General features: G+C 63.7%; 14 protein-coding genes. 5 read left to right on the top strand and 9 right to left on the bottom strand.

Annotated elements, in window-relative coordinates; all coding sequences use genetic code 11:
* On the top strand, nt 1–2,579 hold a 2,579-nt coding region (locus IE125_RS08960), incomplete at its 5' end, for a TonB-dependent receptor (protein WP_189444333.1).
* 117 nt (nt 2,580–2,696) lie between these two features.
* Nucleotides 2,697–4,745 carry a M13 family metallopeptidase gene (locus IE125_RS08955; protein ID WP_189444332.1) on the top strand — a complete coding sequence of 683 codons (2,049 nt, stop codon included), beginning with the start codon at nt 2,697–2,699 and terminating at the stop codon, nt 4,743–4,745.
* A 66-nt stretch (nt 4,746–4,811) separates the two neighbouring features.
* Here IE125_RS08955 and IE125_RS08950 read toward each other — a convergent pair whose 3' ends face one another.
* The 4 genes from IE125_RS08950 to ptsP all read right to left on the bottom strand — a co-directional run bounded on the left by IE125_RS08950 (nt 4,812) and on the right by ptsP (nt 11,087).
* Complete coding sequence (locus IE125_RS08950) at nt 4,812–5,357, bottom strand: O-acetyl-ADP-ribose deacetylase (RefSeq protein WP_189444331.1); 546 nt, start codon at nt 5,355–5,357, stop codon at nt 4,812–4,814.
* 77 nt (nt 5,358–5,434) lie between these two features.
* Nucleotides 5,435–7,228, bottom strand: a complete 1,794-nt coding sequence (locus tag IE125_RS08945; protein ID WP_189444330.1) for a PTS fructose-like transporter subunit IIB — start codon at nt 7,226–7,228, stop codon at nt 5,435–5,437.
* Complete coding sequence (gene pfkB / locus IE125_RS08940) at nt 7,225–8,193, bottom strand: 1-phosphofructokinase (RefSeq protein ID WP_189444329.1); 969 nt, start codon at nt 8,191–8,193, stop codon at nt 7,225–7,227. Before pfkB ends, IE125_RS08945 begins: the two co-directional genes overlap by 4 nt.
* Nucleotides 8,193–11,087, bottom strand: a complete 2,895-nt coding sequence (gene ptsP / locus IE125_RS08935) for a phosphoenolpyruvate--protein phosphotransferase (RefSeq protein ID WP_189444328.1) — start codon at nt 11,085–11,087, stop codon at nt 8,193–8,195. The genes pfkB and ptsP overlap by 1 nt, the downstream gene beginning before the upstream one ends.
* A 282-nt stretch (nt 11,088–11,369) precedes the next feature.
* Between ptsP and cra the strand changes: the two genes are divergently transcribed.
* The 3 genes from cra (at nt 11,370) to IE125_RS08920 (ending at nt 15,151) form a co-directional block, all read left to right on the top strand.
* A complete protein-coding gene (cra, locus tag IE125_RS08930) occupies nt 11,370–12,353 on the top strand; it encodes a catabolite repressor/activator (RefSeq protein WP_189444327.1) in 984 nt (327 codons plus the stop codon).
* Nucleotides 12,354–12,526: 173 nt separating this feature from the next.
* Nucleotides 12,527–14,644, top strand: a complete 2,118-nt coding sequence (locus IE125_RS19240; protein ID WP_373297405.1) for a metallophosphoesterase family protein — start codon at nt 12,527–12,529, stop codon at nt 14,642–14,644.
* A 21-nt stretch (nt 14,645–14,665) separates the two neighbouring features.
* Nucleotides 14,666–15,151 carry a GNAT family N-acetyltransferase gene (locus tag IE125_RS08920; RefSeq protein ID WP_189444326.1) on the top strand — a complete coding sequence of 162 codons (486 nt, stop codon included), beginning with the start codon at nt 14,666–14,668 and terminating at the stop codon, nt 15,149–15,151.
* Between the two features lie 44 nt (nt 15,152–15,195).
* Here IE125_RS08920 and IE125_RS08915 read toward each other — a convergent pair whose 3' ends face one another.
* The 5 genes from IE125_RS08915 to IE125_RS08895 all read right to left on the bottom strand — a co-directional run bounded on the left by IE125_RS08915 (nt 15,196) and on the right by IE125_RS08895 (nt 19,705).
* On the bottom strand, nt 15,196–16,827 hold the full coding sequence (locus IE125_RS08915) for a SulP family inorganic anion transporter (RefSeq protein WP_189444325.1): 1,632 nt from the start codon (nt 16,825–16,827) through the stop codon (nt 15,196–15,198).
* A gap of 208 nt (nt 16,828–17,035) precedes the next feature.
* Nucleotides 17,036–17,695 (bottom strand): carbonic anhydrase, encoded by a 660-nt coding sequence (locus tag IE125_RS08910; RefSeq protein ID WP_189444324.1) that lies wholly within the window; start codon nt 17,693–17,695, stop codon nt 17,036–17,038.
* Between the two features lie 539 nt (nt 17,696–18,234).
* Nucleotides 18,235–19,026: an MOSC domain-containing protein gene (locus IE125_RS08905; RefSeq protein WP_189444774.1), complete on the bottom strand. Its 792-nt coding sequence runs from the start codon at nt 19,024–19,026 to the stop codon at nt 18,235–18,237.
* Between the two features lie 47 nt (nt 19,027–19,073).
* On the bottom strand, nt 19,074–19,484 hold the full coding sequence (locus IE125_RS08900; RefSeq protein WP_189444323.1) for a type II toxin-antitoxin system HicB family antitoxin: 411 nt from the start codon (nt 19,482–19,484) through the stop codon (nt 19,074–19,076).
* 38 nt (nt 19,485–19,522) lie between these two features.
* Nucleotides 19,523–19,705, bottom strand: a complete 183-nt coding sequence (locus IE125_RS08895; protein ID WP_189444322.1) for a type II toxin-antitoxin system HicA family toxin — start codon at nt 19,703–19,705, stop codon at nt 19,523–19,525.
* Between the last annotated feature and the right edge of the window lie 80 nt (nt 19,706–19,785).

Below are 19,785 nucleotides of genomic sequence, written 5' to 3'. Positions count from 1 at the left end.
CGGCAGCTGCCGCAGCGCCTGCGGCCGCCGCAGCGGCGCCAGCCGCAGTACCGACGCAGGACCTCGGCCGCGTCGAGGTCACCGGCTCCGCTATCGCCAGAACGGATGCCGAAACGGCGGTACCGGTAACGATCATTCAAGCCGACGAGCTAAAGCAGCAAGGAATCACATCCACAGAGCAAATCGTTCAACAGCTGACCTCTAACGACACCAGCTACGGCCCAGGATTGGGTACCGGCGCCCAGATCACCGGCGGTGCCAGCTTCGCCAACCTTCGCGGTATCGGCACCGATAAGACGCTAGTGCTTTTGAATGGCCGACGTCTCGCCAATAACGCTTTCGACGGTGGCGCCGTTGACCTAAATTCCATCCCCTTCGGTGCCATCGAAAGAGTCGAGGTCCTGCGTGACGGCGCCTCGGCGCTTTACGGGACGGATGCCATTGGCGGCGTGATCAACTTTATTACGAAGAAAAACCTCAACGGAGGTGGCGTCGAGTTCGGTTACGAGGCACCCACTCAAGACGGAGGAGGGGACAGCGGGGACATCAGCGCGACCTGGGGTAACGGCGACCTCGAACAGGATGGCTTCAACATTATGGGATCGTTGAGCTACCGCAAACAGGATGCACTCGACTACACGGATCGTGACGATATTCGCACGATTTACGACCCTAATAGCGGCATCAATTCAACCTCATCTTTCGCTTACCCCGGAAACTATTATCAGGGAAGTGTCAGTGGCAATTTGGCCAACGATGGCGGATGCGATAGCGAAGGGCTGGTAGACACCGGATCCGACACTTGCTCCTATGATTATGGGCGCTATGGACAAGTTGTGCAGGAGAGTGAAAAAACGTCTCTGTATACCAGAGCCGCCGTTAAGCTTGCTGAACACCACACCGCTTCGCTCTCGTTTCTTTGGGCGAACAGTAATTCGCTAGCCCAATCGGCGCCATCCCCCACCTCCTCATCGCCGCAGCTTCAGCCAGGAACCCTTTATTATCCGGACGACCCTGCACTCGATCCTACACAGCCGGTATCGGTCAGATGGAGAGGAATTCCCGCCGGACCTCGCGTAACTGAAAATAAAAATGACGCGAAGCGCTTGGTTTTGGACTTCGATGGCGACTTCTCGGGATTCAATTATGACAGTGCTGTGAGCTGGAATCAGAGCAAAACCGACTTGATCTATCGCAATGGCTATCTAGACGATGATGTGCTGGAAGACGCCTTCAACAGTGGCGCGATCGATCCGTTCTCTACCGATCCCCTCACCGAAGCCGGCCAGCAGGCGCTGCGCGAGGCTGAGGTCAACGGTACAGTGCAGAACGCCGTTGCCGAGGTCTACTCCTGGGACGGCAAGCTCAGTCGGGAAATCGGAGACTGGTTTGGCGCAGGCTCCTCTGCTATCGCCGTCGGTGGCGACTACCGTCACGAAAGACTCTCGCTTGATGCCGACTACGATGTTGCTTCTCGGGCAACTAGCGGCGGCCTATCTCCCGATGCGGCCGTAAGCGAAGATCGTGATGTCAAGGGTGTCTACAGCGAACTGAACGTACCAATCATCGATGGGCTCGAGGTCACGGCCGCCGTTCGTTACGACGATTACAGCGATGTCGGCGACACCACCAATCCGAAAATTTCGTTCCGTTATCAGCCAATTAGGCAACTGCTTTTCCGTGGTTCCTACAGCGAAGGATTCCGCGCTCCGACACTCTACGAACTCTATGATCCATATCAGTTCACTTACTCTGAAGGTGGCCTGAACGATCCGGTATTATGTCCGGGCGGTTCTCCGGCAAATGGAGGTGTTGCTTCTCGAGACTGTAGCACGCAGTTTCTCGCGGAAAATGGCGGTAATGAAGATCTGGAGCCGGAAGAAGCCAAGAACTGGACACTGGGGATGGTCGTTCAGCCCTTCGACAACTTCTCCGCCGGCTTGGATTTCTGGTGGGTAGAAATAGAAAACGAAGTCAGCTACCTGCCTGCCTCTTACGTTCTCGATAATGCCGACCAATATGACAGTTATATTAATCGAAACGACGATGGCACTATTAACTACATTGAAACTCATAATGCCAATATCGGTAAAACCCGTACCAATGGTGTCGATGTCTCGGCCAACTATCGGCTGCCCACGACGCTTGGACTCTTCTCCTTTGGCATGACGGGGACCTACACCGATAAATATGAGTATCAACAGGTACCTGGCGGGGAATACATCAATAACGTCGGGCATTACCGCGCTGGATCTGGCGTCATCTTCCGCTGGAAGCACAAGCTGACCGCAAACTGGACCAATGGTCATTGGGGGGCAGGTGTAGTCAATCATTACATGACCGGTTATGAAGATTATGACACTTCAACTCATAAAGAGGTCGGTTCCTACACCACCTGGGACGTTCTCGGTGCCTACACTTTCACCGCTGGCCCTCGCATCACCGTCGGCGTGAAGAACCTGTTCGACCGCGACCCGCCCTTCTCCAACCAGCCTGAAGTCGGCCAGAGCGGTTACGATGCGCGCTATGCCGACGCACTTGGCCGTTCGATCTATGCCCGGTTCAACTATGCGTTTTAAGCAGTAGACGTTCCTTGACCGATCGATTGCCGCTGCCCCTGGCAGCGGCTTTTTTACGCCTCATCGTCTCCGCCGGCCTCAATCCCTCAAGCCGCCACTCAAACGTCAGGAGCATCCATGTACCGTTTCCTTCCACATACCCCGCTGCCATGGCTCGCCGCTGCGACCGTTAGCGCCCTGCTCACCGCCTCGCCTCAGGCTAGTGCCGCCGAGATGGGCGCGTGGGGCGTCGATCTCGATGCCCGCGACACAAGCGTCGACCCCGGCGACGATTTCTACCATTACGTCAACGGTCATTGGCTGGCGACGCACGAGATCCCGCCGGACCGTGACAACTACGGCGCGTTCACCGCGCTTGCCGAACAGGCGGAACAGCAGGTTCACGAGATTCTGGTCCAGCTCGACGGTGCCAACACGCCCTCCGACTCGCCGCAGCAGCGCCTGGGCGATCTCTACCACGCCTGGATGGATGAATCCGCCGTCGACGCCGAGGGGTTACAGCCGCTCGAGCCGGATCTCGCGCGACTCGCGGCAGTCGACTCAAAGGCCGCGCTCGCCCGATTCACCGCCGACAGTCGCCTCGGCCTGACGGGCATCGCCCAGGCCGGTATCGACATCGACGTCGGCGCGCCGGATCAATACGTGGCCTATCTCTCGCAGATGCCGCTGGTGCTACCGACACGTGACTACTATCTCGGCGACGATCCACGATTTCAGAACCTGAGAGCTGCCTACGTTGACTACATCGCTCGCTTGTTGAGCCTGGCGGGCGACGCCGCGCCGCAGCGGACCGCGCGACGACTGCTCGCCTTCGAGACTGCCGCCGCCGGAGCGGAATGGAGCCCGGCGGAGCAGCGCGATCGTGATCGCACCTACAATCCGCTTCGTGCCGATCAGTTGGATGATTACGCGCCCGGTTTTCCGTGGCAGGCGTGGCTCACGGCTCGCGGCCTCGCCGACCAGCAGAAGCTCGTGCTCGCCGAGAACAGCGCCATTCATGAGCTGGCCGAGCTTTACCGCGACACGCCGCTGTCGACGCTCAAGGCCTACACGCGCTTCCGCCTGCTCGATGCCAACGCGAGTTATCTCTCGAGCGATTTTTCGAAGGCGCATTTCGCCTTTCACGGGCAGCGTCTCTCCGGCCAACCAGAGCAGAAGGCACGCTGGAAGCGCGGCGTCGACCTCATCAACGCGCAGTTGGGCAAAGCGGCGGGCAAACTCTACGTGATGCTGCATTTTTCACCGAGTGCCAAGCAGCAGATGGAAACACTGGTCGCCAATCTTGAAGACGCCTATCGCGATCGTCTGCAAAATCAGGTTAGCTGGATGACCGACCAGACTCGTCGGCGCGCACTCGACAAACTCGATGCCTTTACCGCCAAGATCGCCTATCCCGACGAGTGGGAAACCTACGCAGGCATGAATATCGAGCCGGACGATCTCTACGCGGACATCGGCGAAGCGAGACACTGGCACTGGCAGGATGATCTTTCCAAACTTGGCGGGCCCGTGGATCGCGGCGAGTGGTTCATGAATCCGCAAACGGTCAACGCCTACTACTCGCCCTCGCGCAACGAAATCGTCTTCCCCGCGGCGATCCTGCAGCCGCCGTTTTTTGATCCGAACGCGGACCCGGCCGTGAACTACGGCGGTATCGGCGCGGTCATCGGCCATGAGATGAGCCACGGCTTCGACGATCAGGGGCGCAAGTCCGACGGTTCCGGCCTGCTGACCGACTGGTGGACCCCGATCGATGCCAAACGCTTCGACGCGCTGGCCGCACGGCTGGGGAACCAGTACACCAGTTACGAACCGGTACCGGGCTATCCGCTGAACCCGCGGTTGACCATGGGCGAGAATATCGGCGATCTGGGCGGGCTCAACATTGCCCTGGCGGCCTATCACCGCTCGCTCGATGGCGGGCCCGCCCCGGTCATCGACGGCGTCACTGGCGACCAGCGTTTCTTCCTGGCCTGGGGTCAGGTCTGGCGTCGCCTGATGCGCGAAGCAGCGATGATCAACCGGGTGCAGAGCGATCCGCATTCGCCGTCACAGTTTCGCGTCAACGGCATCGTGAGAAACATGGATGCGTGGTACGACGCCTTCGATGTCGAGCCTGGCGATGCCCTTTATCTACCACCAGATGAACGCGTCGTGATCTGGTAAGGCTGAAGGTTAAAGCGACCCGCGCAGCGAGATCGTGGCGGGTCGGCTTACGAGGGTCTCGTCATCTCATTCAGGCAGGGGTCGCACCTCGCCCAGAAAGGTATCGGCGTCGGTCCGTGAGAAGAAGACCAGCGTGACCTCGAGCTTCGGCCACGCCGGCAGTGTCTCCGTCAACGTTTGCCAGACCACCTGGGCGGCGTCAGCCGGCGGGTAACCGTAGACGCCGGTCGAGATCGCCGGGAAGGCGATACGCTCGAAGCCATGCCCGCCAGCGAGTTCGAGGCTCTTACGGTAGCAGCTCGCGAGCTGATCGGCGCGATCTTCCGATTTGGCATAGACCGGCCCGACTGTATGGATGACGTGCCGTGCCGGCAGCGCGAAGCCCGCCGTCAGCGCGACCTCCCCCACCGGCAGGCCATCGGGCCACTCGCTCTCCCGGAGATGGCGACACGCCGCCAGCAGGTCACGTCCGGCGGCGCGATGGATGGCGCCGTCGACGCCACCACCACCCAGCAGGGTCCGGTTGGCGGCGTTGACGATCGCATCTCCCTCGAAGCGGGTGATATCGCCCACGGCGACGGAGATCTGCCCCTGCGTCCACAGCGTTTGCATGCCACCTTTCCCAGTCCGATGTTCGGTCGTCTCATGCAGCGTAGGCCGCTCTCCCTAACCGCGCGAACACGGGCGGATCACGACGCGCGCTCGGCCTCGGCTGAGATGGCCGTCGTGGTCATGCTGGACTCGCCGCGCTTGATCAACGCGTAGCCCAGGCCGGTAATGATCGAGCCAGCGGCGATCGCCACCAGATAGAGCAGCGCGAGATTGACCGCATTGGGGATCAGCAGCACGAAGAGCCCGCCGTGCGGCGCCATCAGCTTGATGCCGAACCACATCGACAGCGCCCCCGTCACCGCCCCGCCGATCATCGACAGCGGAATGACTCTGAGCGGGTCCTTCGCCGCGAACGGAATCGCACCCTCGCTGATGAAACAGAGACCGAGCACGAACGACGCCTTGCCCGCCTCCCGCTCCGGCTGCGAGAACTTGCCGCGGCCGAGGAAGGTCGCCAGCCCCATGCCGATCGCCGGCACCATACCGGCAGCCATGATCGCCGCCATCGGCATGTAGGTCTCGGTCGAGAGCAGCCCGACGCCAAAGGTGTAAGCCGCCTTGTTGACCGGTCCCCCCATGTCGAAACACATCATCGCGCCGAGCAGCACGCCCAGCAGCACCGCATTGGTCGACCCCATACTGTTGAGAAAGCCGGTCAGCCCCGAGAGAATCGCCGCCACCGGCGTGCCGACGACATAGATCATCACCAGTCCGGTGAAGAGGCTCGCCAGTAGCGGAATGATCAAGATCGGCTTGAGCGACTCGACGCTCGCCGGCAGCTTGACGTAGCGCGTCACCGCCCTGGCCGAGTAGCCGGCCAGAAAGCCGGCGAGAATGCCGCCGATGAACCCGGCACCAAGCGTCGACGCCAGCATGCCGCCGATCATCCCCGGCGCGATGCCCGGGCGATCCGCGATGGAGTAGGCGATGTAGCCCGCCAGCACCGGTACCATCAGCGCGAATGCCGTGCCGCCGCCGATCTGCATCAACGCCGCCGCCAACGTGCCCTCGTCCTCATAGGCCTTGATGCCGAACACGAACGACAGCGCGATGCATAGCCCGCCCGCCACCACCATCGGCAGCATGAACGAGACCCCGGTCAGCAGGTGCTTGTAGAGACCGCGCTCCTTGAGACTCTTGCCGCCGGCGGCGCGCTGGCTCGGCGCCTGCGATGACGCGCTCGACTCGACCTGCGCCTCGGCCAGTGCCCGTTCGAGCGTCTTCTGTGGCTGTTTCAGCGCCGTGCCGGTGCCGGTTCGGTAGATCGGTTTGCCGGCGAACCGGGTATCGTCGACCTCGATGTCACACGCCAGCACGACGACATCCGCACTGGCGATATCCGCATCGCTGATCGGATTCTGCGCCCCCACCGAGCCCTGCGTCTCGACATGAATGGTGTGGCCCATGGCCTTGCCGGCCTGCGTCAGCGCCTCAGCCGCCATGAAGGTGTGGGCCACACCGGTCGGGCAGGCGGTGACCGCGACGATGCGCTTGGCACCGGCGCTCTTCGACGGCAGTGCCGCCTCGGACGGGGCTGTGACTGTCGACTCGGTTTCCCCCTCGAACGGCGTCGCCTCGCGTTCGGCTCGGGCGAGAAAGCCATCCGGGTCGGGCAGCGCTTGATGCACCGGTGCGTGAAAGAGTCGCTTACCGGCGAAGCGCCCCGCATCGGGCAGCCGCTCGGCGGCAACGACGATCAGATCCGTCGCCGCGATCGCCTCTGCCGTTACCGGCGTGATCGGCTCCAGCTCTCCGTGCATCTCGGTGTGGTACTGCCAGCCCAGCCGCGCCGCTGCCTGTTCGAGACGCCGCGCTGCCAGAAAGGTCGTCGCCATGCCGCTCGGGCAGGCGGTAATGAAAATGACGTTCATGCGTTCCCTCCGACGCGAGCGCAGGCGTCGAGCTCGCTCACGATCGTTTGTTGATAAAGGGCTGAAAAGTCCTCGGCATGCGGGTCTCCGACGCCCAGGTGTCGCACCGCCTCGGCGCCCAGCGCAGTCGCGAAGCGCAGCGCTTCGGTCGGCGCGTGATCACCGAGCACGCCGTGAAGCATCGCCGCCAGCAGTGTATCGCCGGCGCCGACGGTGCTGACGACGGCGACCGACGGCGGCCTCGCTTGGAAAATGCCGCGGCGGCTGACCCAGATGACGCCATCGCCACCGAGCGACAGCAGCGCCTCCTCGACTCCCGCCGCGTGCAATCGCCGCGCCGCCGCGAGCCGCGCATCGGCATCGTCGAGTTGATCGCCGGCCCACTCGGCCAGCTCGTGCTCATTGGGTTTGGCGCCGGTGGGCGGCACGTTCAACGCCTCGAGAAGCGCCGGGCCGCTGGTATCGACCCAAAGCGGTACGGCGGCCGCCCCAAGCGCGCGCAGCAGATCGCCGAACGCGGCTGGCGTGACGCCCGGTGGCAGACTGCCGGTCACCACCAAGGCATCTGGCGACTCATCCGCGACCCGCGCCAGCAGCGACGCGGTCAGCTCCTTCAGCGCCGACGGCGGGACCTCGAGCCCCGGCCCGTTGATATCGGTCACTCGACCGTCGGCTTCGGCGAGCTTGGCGTTGATCCGCGTCTCGCCCGGCAGGCGCAGGCTGGCATCGTCGATACCCGTTCGCCGACAGGCGTCGACGAAGGCGCCATCATTGTCGGCGCCGAGAAACCCCGACAGCGTCACCTGATGCCCCAGCGCGACCAGCACTCGCGCGACGTTGAGCCCCTTGCCCGCCGCCTCGAGCTGCGTCGAGAGCGTGCGATTGACGGCGCCCGGCTCGAGACGCGACAGCCGAATCGAAAGATCCAGCGCCGGATTGAGCGTCACCACGACGACATGCGCCATCAGAGGGCCTCCAGCGCATCGCGCACCGCCTGACTGGTCGGCTGCGACAGCGCCGTCGTGGCGTGACGCTTTGCCGTTTCTTGCGTGATGCCGCGCAGGTGTGCCTTGACCATCGGCACCTGACGCACCGATACCGACAGTTCATCGACGCCCAGACCGACCAGCACCGGAATCGCCGCCGGATCGGAACCGAGCTCGCCACAGATGCCGACCCACCTGCCGTGGGCATGGGCTGCCTCGACGGTCATCTGGATAAGCCGCAGCACCGCCGGGTGCAGCCCATCGGCCTGCGACGAGAGTTCAGCGTGACCACGATCGATCGCCAGCGTGTACTGGGTCAGGTCGTTGGTGCCGATGGAAAAGAAGTCGACCTCGGCGGCCAGGCTCGGCGCCAGCAGCGCCGCCGAGGGAATCTCGATCATCACCCCGACCTGAACGTCGCCGGCACCGATCTCCGCCTGCAGACGGTCGACGATGGCGCGGGCCTGTCGATACTCGTCGATATCCTTGACCATCGGAAACATGATGCGCAGCGGCCGCGCACCGGCCGCGATGAGTAGCGCCCGCAGCTGGGTCTCGAGCACCTCGGGCCGAGTCAGCGCCAACCGAATGCCGCGCAGACCGAGAAAGGGGTTGTCTTCCGCCGGCACGGGCCAGTAAGGCAGCGGCTTGTCACCGCCTACGTCCAGCGTACGCGCCACCAGCGGGCGTCCATCGAGCGCCTCGAACGCGCGAGAATACTCGGCGACCTGGGTCTGAAGATCCGGTACATCGGGATGTGCCATGAACAGAAATTCGGTACGCAGAAGACCGACGCCTTCGGCGCCATTCTCGACCGCATCTGCGGCGTGGGCCGTGTTGCCGAGATTGGCGGCGACCTCGATGCGCTGGCCATCACCGGTTCGCCCCTCCTCGAATCGCAGTCCGTACGCCTCGCGCCGGAGCTGCTCGAGCTCTTTCAGGCGCAGCTCGGCGCGGTCGCGACGTTCACGGCTCGGGCGAACGATGATGCGCCCTAGATCGCCATCCAGAATGATCTGATCGTCGTTGGCCAGCGCGAGTACGCGTTCTCCCGCACCGACAACGGCCGGAATGCCCAGTGCCCGCGCCAGAATCGCACTGTGCGACGTGGCGCCGCCACGGGCGGTCAGCAGGCCACGGACCTGCTCGGTGTCGAGCCGGGCCACGTCGGAGGGGCCGATATCGTCGGTCACGAGAATATAGGGGCCCGCCGGCGGCGTTGGCATCTTCGCGCCACAGAGCACGCCGAGCACGCGCCGGCCCACATCGCGAAGGTCGGCCGCGCGCTCCGCCAGCAGACGATCCGCGAGTACCTCCTGCGCTCGCGCGGCGGTATCGATCGCGTTCCACCACGCCGCCTCCGCGCTCCAGCCCTCGCGCATGCCCTCGAAGGCCGCCTCGTGCAGTTCGGGATCATCGAGCATTTCGGCATGCATGGAGAGAATTTCGGCGACATCGCCACCCTTGGCACGCCCGATCAGCGTATTCAGCTGCACTCTTGCCTCATCGCGCGCCTCGATCAGCCGCTCACGCTGCCGCGCGGCATCGCCCTGACGTGCCGAAGGCAAGTCACGGGCACGCTCGGGATAGTCGAAGCTCGGTGCCCGCATGACGAAGACCGGCGCAATCGCAAGCCCTGGAGAGGCAGCTGTGGCCGTCAGCGCACTATCGTCATCGAGTGGCGGCGCGGACTCGGTCACGCGTGACTGACGTGCCAGCGTCTGTCCACGAGCTACTCCGCTTCCCTCGTCGAACGGTCGCACGGATTCGCCGAGACCGCTCTCGACCGCTGCCACCATCGCCGCCAGTGCGGGCGTGGCGCCTTCGCCCTCGGCCGTGAAGATCAGCGTCTGTCCGCGTCGCGCACCGAGTCCGATCACCTTCGTCAGACTGGCGGCTGAAACCGTCTCGGCGGCGCCCTCCTGCAGTCGAACGAGAATCGCCACCGACTGCTCGCGCGCGGCCTGGACCAATAGCTTGGCCGGGCGCGCGTGCAGCCCATGCGCATTGAGTAGCGTCACCCTTGCCGTCTCGGCGTGACTCGACTCGCCAGACAGGCGCGCGAGAATGTCATCGGCACCGGCGTCCGCCAGCGTCTCGACCCGCTCGTCATCGAGCAGGGTCGCCAGTCGCGTCAGCAGCTCGAAATGCGCCTCACCCTGCGCGGCCACGCAGAAAACCCCGTTGACCGCCCCGCGCGGCCCGGTGAAGGCGCGCTCGGGTGTCGCCAACGATAGCGCCGGCTGACGCACGCCGGCGGCGGCGCTGACCAGCCACAATCCGTGACCGAGCTCGACCGGCTCCTGTGTCGTGATCGCGGCGACGAACGCCGAATCGACGCAGTCGGCCTGACGCAGACGCGCCGCCGCCGCAAGCGCCAGCTCGAAACGGTCCCGCGCCGGAAATCTCAGACAGAGCGTATCGGCATCCAGCCGCGCCTTGACCTTCGGCTTGGACAGCAGGGCAATCATCGCCTCGGCGCTCTCGGCCGTGGCGACGCGTTCCGCGACATCCTCATCATCGAGGACATGCGTCAGTTGGCGCAGCACATCGAGATGTTCGTCGCTGGAGGCCGCGATCGCTACCAGCAGATGAACCCGATTGCCATCGTGCCATTCGACCCCCGCGGGAAACTGCAGCAGCCTGACGCCCGTCCGCTGAATCTGCTCGCGATGCGCCGGCGTACCGTGGGGGATGGCGATAGCGCTGCCCAGAAACGTCGAGCCCTGCGCTTCGCGCGCGTGCAGGGCATCGCGGTAGCCGGGTTCGACCAGACCGCCCTCGTGCAGGGCAGCCGCGGCCTGGTCCAGTGCGTCCTGCCAGCTCGTCGCCTGGCACCCGAGCGCCACGTCTCGTGACTGAAGGGTCAACATGCTTTCTCTCCCTGCCATTGCCGTGGGTGTCGATCGCCGCGCGGTCTTCGACCTTGGCCTCATGGTCTGATGCGCTGAATCGTGTCACCTTGTCGAACGTCAGTCTCCCGGTTCACCGCGACGCTGACAAGCTAGACCTTCGTGCAAGCGTCTTGCCGCGCCCGCCCCAACCATCGAGATCGCCGCTGGCGTGAATTTTCTCGGCTAGCCGCCAACCAGCGGGTATCGTGGCTATCGCTCCAGCGCGAGCCTCGTTCATTACCGTATTCTGGGGAGCCCTTCATGAAGCTTGCCGACGTCGCCCGGCTCGCCGGCGTATCGCGCACCACCGCGAGCTATGTGCTCAACGGTCAGGCCAAGCAAAAGCGCATCAGCGAGGCCACGGTCGAGCGGGTGCTGGCCATAGCGCGCGCCCATGACTATCGCATCGATGCTCAGGCGGCGGCGCTACGTGGCGGTGACAGCCGCACGCTCGGCCTGATCGTGCCGGATCTGGAAAACGGGAGCTACGCGCGTCTGGCCAAACGACTCGAGCGTGGCGCGAGGCGCGCCGGCTACCAGCTGTTGATCGCCGGGTCCGACGACGATCCGGCGAGCGAGCGCGAGGTCGCGCAGTCGCTACACGCGCAGCGCTGCGATGCCCTGCTGGTGGCAAGCAGCATGTCGTCCGGAGACGACTTCTACCCCAATCTTCAGCAGCAGGGCCTACCGATCGTCGCCATCGACCGGCCACTCGACCCGGAGCGATTCATCAACGTGGTCACCAACGGCCGCGCCGCCGGCGAAATGCTGACGCGCTCGGTGCTGACGGACGACGTCAACGACGTGGTCTGGTTCGACGCCGTGCCGGATCTCTCGATCAGCGTCGAGCGCCGGCGTGGATTTCTCGACGCCATTGAGGAAAGGCCGCACTGCCACCACGAGTGCATGAGCGGCGTGCGCTACGACCGCGATAGCGGACGCGACCTGATGCGCGATCTGATACGCCGAGGCAGACGTCCTGACGCCATCGTTACCGCCTCCTACACGCTGATGGATGGCCTGCTCGATCCGCTGCTGGCCTCGGCCACGCCGCCAACGGCACTCAAGCTGGCCACCTTCGGTGATGACCGACTGCTCGATTTCCTGCCCTGCAAGGTGAACTCGCTGCCACAGGATCACGACCGCGTCGCCGAGCGTGCCCTTCACCACGCGCTGGCGGCAGTTCGCGGCGACTATCGACCCGGTCTCGACATGGTCGAGCGCTCGCTCAAGCGCCGGTGCTGAGGGCGCGAAACAGACCCAGATGGCAAGTGGGACGGGGAACGCCGGCAACCGTCGCGGGGATGCAAAATCGACAACTGCGTGGCCGGTCGCCGCGGGCTGACGTATGCTGAATCCTCGACATGCGCGACAGCGCTTCACTCGATCCGGCCTCAGCCGCCGTCTGCGACGACTACATGACCGCATCGCCTTCTCCCGAGCCGCCCGCTTCTCGATCGTCTTCCGTTGATGCTGCCACAGGAACTTCGACGCCGTCGCAACTGCCCGCCATCCTGGCCGGCCCCATCGTGCGTCGCACCCGTCCGCATCAGCTCGTCCTGTGGCTGGTGACGTCATGCCCGCTGTCGCTGCGTCTCACGCTCACGCCGTCGGGAACGACGGAAACGCCAGCCACGCACGAGCTCGACGAGGCGACCACGCAGCTACGGCTCGGCGCCCACGCCTGGCTGCAGCTGATCGATCTGCGCCTGGCAGCGCCGTTGGCCGAGGATGAGCGCATTTCCTACGATCTCTCCTATCGGCGCGACGACGATCCGGCCGCTAGCGGGTGGCGCTCGATGACCGAGTGGTTTCCCGACTGCGGCTACGGCGACGCCCCGCTGCCAGATATCGTGCTGCGCTCCCGTTACGACGATCTGCTCCACGGCTCCTGCCGCAAGCCGCATCACGAAAGCGCCGACGGCCTGGCTCGCGCCGATCGTTGGCTCGGCGAGCGCCACACACGCCCTGATCAGCGTCCGGCGGCACTGCTGCTCACCGGCGATCAGATCTATGCCGACGATGTCGCCGGCCCCATGCTCGGCGCTATCCATGCCCTGATCGCACGCCTCGGGCTCTTCGATGAATCTCTCGAGGGCACCGATATCGACAGCGGCGAGACGCTCTACGCCCGCAACGAGACTTACTACCATCGCGACGACCTGCTGCCGGCGATCGAATCCACCGAGGCATTGCGGGAGAAGTTCTTCGGCGGCGCACGCAAGCCGATCTTCACCACCGCCAGCGCCGAAAACCATCTGATCACCTTCGCCGAAGTGATCGCGATGTATCTGCTGGTCTGGTCGCCGACGCCCTGGCAGGTCATCGCGGTCGAGCCGCCGGCACTCGACGAGACCGAGCGCGAACGCTACGCCAGGGAGCAGAAGGCGCTCGCGGGCTTCGTCGACGGCCTGCCACAGGTCGCGCGCGTGCTGGCGCACCTGCCTACGCTGATGATCTTCGACGATCACGACGTGACCGATGACTGGAACCTGACCGCTGCCTGGGAAGCCGCCGTCTACGAACATCCTTTCTCGCGACGTATCGTCGGCAATGCCCTGATCGCTTACTTGCTCTGTCAGGGCTGGGGCAACGACCCCGACGCAGTGGTCGGGCCGCTCGAGGCAACCCGGCGCTGGCTCGAAACGGTCGATGCGGGACGGCTCGACCGCGCGGCGCACAACGCACTCGTCACCGAGCTTTTGAGATTCAACGGCTGGGGCTACGTGGTCGACGCCACACCGAAGCTCGTGGTGCTCGACACCCGCACCCGACGCTGGCGCAGCGAGCGCCACCGCCCGTCCGGGCTGATGGACTGGGAAGCGCTGAGCGAGTTTCAGCAGGAACTGCTCGGCGAGCCATCGGTGATCATCGTCTCTCCCGCGCCGGTCTTCGGCGTCAAGCTGATCGAGGGCATCCAGCGCGTCTTCACCTGGTTCGGCAAACCGCTGATGGTCGATGCCGAGAACTGGATGGCACATCCCGGTGCCGCCCATACGATGCTCAACATCCTGCGTCACAGCCGCACGCCGCAGCGCTACGTCATTCTCTCCGGCGACGTGCACTACTCGTTCGTCTACGCCATCACGATTCGCCAGCGATCATTTGACGTTTTAGCCGGCCAACCGAGTGAGATGAAGCGCAAGGCGCGCGGCGCGCAGAATTGGAGACATAACTTGGGGTTAGGCGAGAATTCGAGCACCGCGCAACACAGCGATTCGCTCGCGCAGGTGGCCGGCCCCCGGATGTGGCAGATCACCAGCAGCGGCCTAAAAAACACCTTTCCGGATTCGCTGCTGGACTGGTTCGATCGCCTCAACCGCTGGCTCTACGCGCCGTGGTCGCCGCTCAACTGGTTGACCAAGCGCCGCCGAATGCTGGTCGAGCCGTTTTGCCCGGTGCGCCGCTCCCGCGGCGAGCGATTGTGGAACCGCGCCGGTGTCGGCCACGTGCAGTTGAACGAGAACGGTACGCCAAGGACGATAACTCAACTCGGTGCCGACGAGGTGGATAGCCGCTTCGAGCCCGACGCATGAAGCTCCGAGGAGCCGGCATCAATGATTCTGGAACGTCCTGCCATCCCTGAGGATCGCTGCGCGATCGAAGCCCTGGTCGACGCCGCCTACCGCCACTACATCGAACGCATCGGCACCACGCCCGGGCCGATTCTCGATATCGCGGAGGGCAACTACGCCCGCGCCATCGAGGCCGGTAACATCACGCTGCTGGTCGAGCGCAGCGAAGCCGGGCATGACCCCGGTGACCGGCTGGCAGGACTACTGGTACTCAAACCTCAGGCGGATTCGATGCTGCTGGACAACGTGGCCGTCGCCCCCGCTTTTCAGGGCCGCGGGATCGGCCGGCGGCTGATGCAGCTCGCCGAGCGACGCGCCCGTGCGCTCGGACTCGATGCCATCACGCTCTACACCCAGGTCAAGATGCACGAGAATCGCGAGATCTACCGCCGCTACGGCTATCTCGAAATGCATCGCGCCACGGAGCGCGGTCTCGAGCGGGTCTATCTGCGCAAGGCGTTGACGTAGACGTCGCCGCCGCCCGCTGCAGGGGCGACGGCGGACACCAGTCCTTAAGCAGCCTGAGGCACGGCGCCTGAGTGACGCTCCCGCGCTTCCCCATGTCCCGCTTGCGGGTCGTGACCAAAGGTGCCGTAGGTACCGTCGACGTCACGCAGCTCGACGACGATCCCGCGCTTCGGCGCATTGGCGATGAAGCCGCGGATATCCTCGCGGATGTCGGGGTCGATGAAGTTGGCGCCCGTGGCATCGATGATCAGCTCGCCGCCGTTCGGCACGCCGTCCAGGCACTGACGCATCTCTTCCCGATTGAGAAACGAGACGTCCTGCTGGAACCGGAGCAGCGTATGGTCGCCGCGACGGGTGCAGGCAATCGCCGACCGATAGCCCGACTTGAGCAGGAAGTAGAGACTGCAGACCAGCCCGACCAGCACGCCGACGAGCAGGTCTGTCGCGAGAATCGTCACCACGGTCACGGTGAAGGGCACGAAGCGACGCATACCCTCGCGGTACTGAGCCATGAACAGTGCCGGCTTGGTCAGTTTGTACCCGGTGTGCAGCAGAATCGCGGCCAGCGTCGCCAGCGGAATCATCTCCAGCCACATCGACAGGAACGCCACGCTGACCAGCAGCAGCGCGCCATGAACCATGCTCGCCACGCGCGTCCGCCCGCCGGCGCTGGCGTTGGCCGAGCTGCGCACGATCACCGCGGTGACCGGCAGCGCCCCGATCAGCCCGCAGACCATGTTGCCGATGCCTTGGGCCTTGAGCTCGCGGTGCGGCGGCGAACGCCGCTTGAGCGGATCGAGCTTGTCGATCGCCTCCAGACTCAAGAGCATCTCGAGGCTGGCGATGATGGCGATGGTAAAGGCAACGCTGTAGACCGCCGGGTTGGTCAGTACGCCGAGATCCGGGAACGTCATCATCGCCGCCAGATCGCCCGGCCCGGCGATATCGCCGAACTGCAGATGATGCGCCGCGCCCAGCGCCAGCGATGGCATCGCACCACTGACCACGAGATCGATCGCGATACTCGCCAGCACCGCCAGCAGCGCCCCGGGCACCAGTGACAGTCCGCGCAGGCGCTGAATCATCGGCCGTTCCCACACGATCAGCAGCGCCAGACTGAACACCGCGATACCTACGGAGAGCGGCGCCACGTCACTGAACAGCGCTACGGGATCGGTGACCTTCGGCATGTTTTCCAGCGTGTGACCCAGCGCCATCGGCAGCTGGCCGAGAATCAGGATCAGGCCGATCCCCGCCATCATGCCCTTGATGACCGACGAAGGTAGAAAGGCGCCGATGCGGCCGAGCTTGAGAAACCCCATCACGATCTGGATCACCCCGGCCAGCATCACCGCTGTGAGCAAGCCAGCGAATCCCCCGAGCTGTTCGATCGCCGAGAGCACGATGACGGTGAGCGACGCCGTCGGACCGCTCACCGACAGCGCCGAGCCGCTGAACATCGTCACCACCAGGCCGCCGACCATGCCGGCCATCAACCCGGAGATCGGCGGCGCGCCGGAAGCGATCGCCACCCCCAGGCAGAGCGAGATGGCGATCAGGAAGACGACGATGCCGGCCGGAACGTCGCGTGTCAGGTAGCGCAGGGAGAGCGTTTCGCTGCTCCGCGGCGGTGCCGAAGTCTTGGCGGTGGTCGCCTGAGAAGGATAATTCGTCATCGTTGTATCCTCGAATCCATGAGTCGCTTGAAATCGGTGTCACGACCGCATCCAAGGAAGCACTGAATAAATCGACGAGCGACATGAAGCGCAAGGCGCATGGAGCACAGAACACGAGACATAACATGGGGTTAGGCGAGTGTTCGAGTACCACGTAACGCAGCGATTCGCGCGCGCAGACATTTATGCAGTGTTTCCCTGACGGGTTTCAGCCCGCCAGACGCCGCCGCCAACCGCTTTCGGCCCACTCACCGGCCTCGCCACCCGGGTCCTGGCGATAGACGTCATCCAGCTCGCCGGTCGCGAGGTCATAGACCCAGCCGTGCAGGGTCGGTGCCCGACGCGCTTCCCAGCTCTCCTGCACCACCGGCATGCCGGCCAGTCGCTCGACCTGCGCGATCACGTTGAGCTCGACGATGTGATCGACCTTGTCGCCCAGTCGGGTAAAGCGCTCGAGCTCTGCGCCCCGCTCGGCTACCAGCTGTTTGACCTGGTCGAGGTGACGGTCGACGTTGGGCAGCGCCGCCAGGGCATCGCCACCGGTGACCGCGGCCTGGATACCACCGCACCCACGATGTCCACAGACGATGATGTGGTCCACCTTCAAGGCCTGGATCGCGTACTCGAGCACGCTGGCGGCGTTGGGGTCATCCTCGTGAACGAGATTGGCGATGTTGCGATGGATGAACAGCTCGCCCGGCTTGGCATTGCAGATCTGCTCGGCCGGCACTCGACTGTCGCAGCAGCCGATCCATAGAGCCGAAGGGGCCTGCCCCTCATGCAGACGCTCGAAGATCTCGGGATCGGCAGTTTTCATGCCGGCGGCCCAGGCTCGGTTCTCGAGTAGCAGGCGGTCGAAGAATTTCATGATCAGCGCTCCTTTTCTCATCATTTGTCAGCAAAGCGTCCATGGCCACGTCCTCGATTCAGCCGTCGGCTTTCGACGATGGCCCGGCACGAGCAACACACCACAGAGCGCTCCGCTCGGGGTTCGCCTTAAGTCGTAAAGGCGATGGCCTACGGCGACAAGAAAAAGAGCCTTTGCGGGCAACAAATTTTGTAATGAGAGGTGAGCGACTGTGCCAGCCCGGCGCAAAGAGACTGGTAGAAAAGTGACAGAGGTGGGCCCGAAACGTCATCGACGTTGATAGGTTTATCAAAAAAAGCGACGTTATTACGGAAAAAGCGGCATTACCGAAGAGTCAGACCACCAACATGAACCCTGCATGACAGGGGCTTTCATGTGGCACGGGGCGCGATGTATAACATCTTATATTCAAGAAAAACTAATGTTACATAAAGCGCCACTAGCTTGCAGAGAGATGAATGACGAGGCGCGTTCCTGACAGGTTTTCAAGATGACACGCGTTCGACGCCAAGGTTCATGAAGCGTTCACTTTCCATGGATCATTTCAGGATTTCGACAGTATCACCACAGCGGATATCGCCACGATTCTCGGCGATCAGGTTCTGTCCAAAATAGACCTTGCCCTTCTCCCCGCGTCGGTAGCCCGCCAGCGTCTTCAGCGGCTCCTTGTCACGTCGGCGTTCGCCGGTGGCGGGGTCGACAGTCACCATCGCGCAGCGTGAGCACGGCGCGTCGACACGAAAGACCACATCGCCAATACGAATACGCTCCCAGCTATCCTCCGCGAAGGCTTGCGTGCCGGAGACCACGAGGTTGGGGCGAAACTGTGCCATGATGTGCGTACCGTCGGTACGTGCGTTGAGATCGGCCAGCGAAGCCTCGGAGATCAGCAGCAGCGGATAACCGTCGGCGAACGAGACTCGCACCCCGATGCTCTCCCGATAGCGCGCCGAGGTCTCGCCCACCCAGAGCAGCCGGGCCGGCTCGCCGGCCACCTCACTGATCCAGCTATCGAGCGCGTCATGCGTCGTCGTCGCGCCGAAGCGATCGCCCCAGACTTCCGTCTCGAAGGGCACGCCCGCAAACGCATCAACTGGCAGCGCCAGCGGGTCGAAGTGATCGTGCGCCAGTGCCAGCCGGCTGCCGTCGAAACGGGCCTGGATTCGCTCCAGCTGCGGGTGCGTACGCGCGGTCAGGAAGGTGCCATCGGGTTTCACCGCCATGAAACGGCGGTCGAACTCCAACCCCTCCTCCTCGACGCGAGCGCGCTCCAGCGACTCGCCGGCGGTGGACTTGATCGGATAGCGGTGGATAGCGGCTAGGGTGGGCACGGTCAATGGGACTCCTGGCAAGGGTATGGGGAGGAAACGGTGCTGCTTCAGCGGGCTCTGTTGTCCAATTCATGCAACGCGGCAGTGGTCAGGAAAGCGGAGCGGCTTTTTACCCCGTGAAGCGTGACGTAATCGTCGATCCGCCGCACGAGAGAGCCGGGCAGGGTGACGTTGACCTTTTCAGTCTTCCCGAGGTAGGGCGTCACATCGATCTCGACGAGCCCCCATCCCCAACCCTCGAATTCGGGGTTTTTGCGGTGCTGTTCGATGTTACCCGGCATGGGAATCGATTGGCCCGCGCTGACCATTTCCTCGAGCTGGATGTGAGCAACTTCTACCGCCAGCTCATAGGCTTGCTCTACGCTATCCCCTGCGGTAACGGCGCCGGGAATATCGGGGAAAACAATACCGGTGGCATGTTGATCGTCGCCCCACTCGATAGCGATCGGATATTGCATGTTCGTTTCTCCTCGAAGATGAGTCGCAGCTTGCAGGCCTACTTGAGCCCGGCCTGTTTCCTGATGGCGTTGACCGTACCGATTTTCATATCCTTCTTGGGATGAGGCATCGGCACGGAGCCCGGTTTCGTCGGATGCTTGAAGACGTGGTGGCTACCTCTGATGCGGTCCAGTATCCAGCCATCGGCCTCCAGCTCCTTGATCAGGTCTCTGCTTTTCACCTCCTGCTCCTGTTGCCGTCATGGAGAAAAATACTATAACTCCAGGCGCATTATATCAACACAAAGGTGTATCTGGAGTT

The organism is Salinicola rhizosphaerae, assembly GCF_014652715.1.
Classification (GTDB): domain Bacteria; phylum Pseudomonadota; class Gammaproteobacteria; order Pseudomonadales; family Halomonadaceae; genus Salinicola; species Salinicola rhizosphaerae.
Note: the sequence above shows the minus strand (reverse complement) of the source record. Positions and strands in the feature narration are given on the sequence as shown.

Bases quoted from the DNA above. Each gene is read 5' to 3' on its own strand.
- IE125_RS08955 (WP_189444332.1), top strand. From the start codon at position 2,697: ATGTACCGTTTCCTTCCACATACCCCGCTGCCATGGCTCGCCGCTGCG.
- IE125_RS08950 (WP_189444331.1), bottom strand. From the start codon at position 5,357: ATGCAAACGCTGTGGACGCAGGGGCAGATCTCCGTCGCCGTGGGCGAT.
- IE125_RS08945 (WP_189444330.1), bottom strand. From the start codon at position 7,228: ATGAACGTCATTTTCATTACCGCCTGCCCGAGCGGCATGGCGACGACC.
- pfkB (WP_189444329.1), bottom strand. From the start codon at position 8,193: ATGGCGCATGTCGTCGTGGTGACGCTCAATCCGGCGCTGGATCTTTCG.
- ptsP (WP_189444328.1), bottom strand. From the start codon at position 11,087: ATGTTGACCCTTCAGTCACGAGACGTGGCGCTCGGGTGCCAGGCGACG.
- cra (WP_189444327.1), top strand. From the start codon at position 11,370: ATGAAGCTTGCCGACGTCGCCCGGCTCGCCGGCGTATCGCGCACCACC.
- IE125_RS19240 (WP_373297405.1), top strand. From the start codon at position 12,527: ATGACCGCATCGCCTTCTCCCGAGCCGCCCGCTTCTCGATCGTCTTCC.
- IE125_RS08920 (WP_189444326.1), top strand. From the start codon at position 14,666: ATGATTCTGGAACGTCCTGCCATCCCTGAGGATCGCTGCGCGATCGAA.
- IE125_RS08915 (WP_189444325.1), bottom strand. From the start codon at position 16,827: ATGACGAATTATCCTTCTCAGGCGACCACCGCCAAGACTTCGGCACCG.
- IE125_RS08910 (WP_189444324.1), bottom strand. From the start codon at position 17,695: ATGAAATTCTTCGACCGCCTGCTACTCGAGAACCGAGCCTGGGCCGCC.
- IE125_RS08900 (WP_189444323.1), bottom strand. From the start codon at position 19,484: ATGCAATATCCGATCGCTATCGAGTGGGGCGACGATCAACATGCCACC.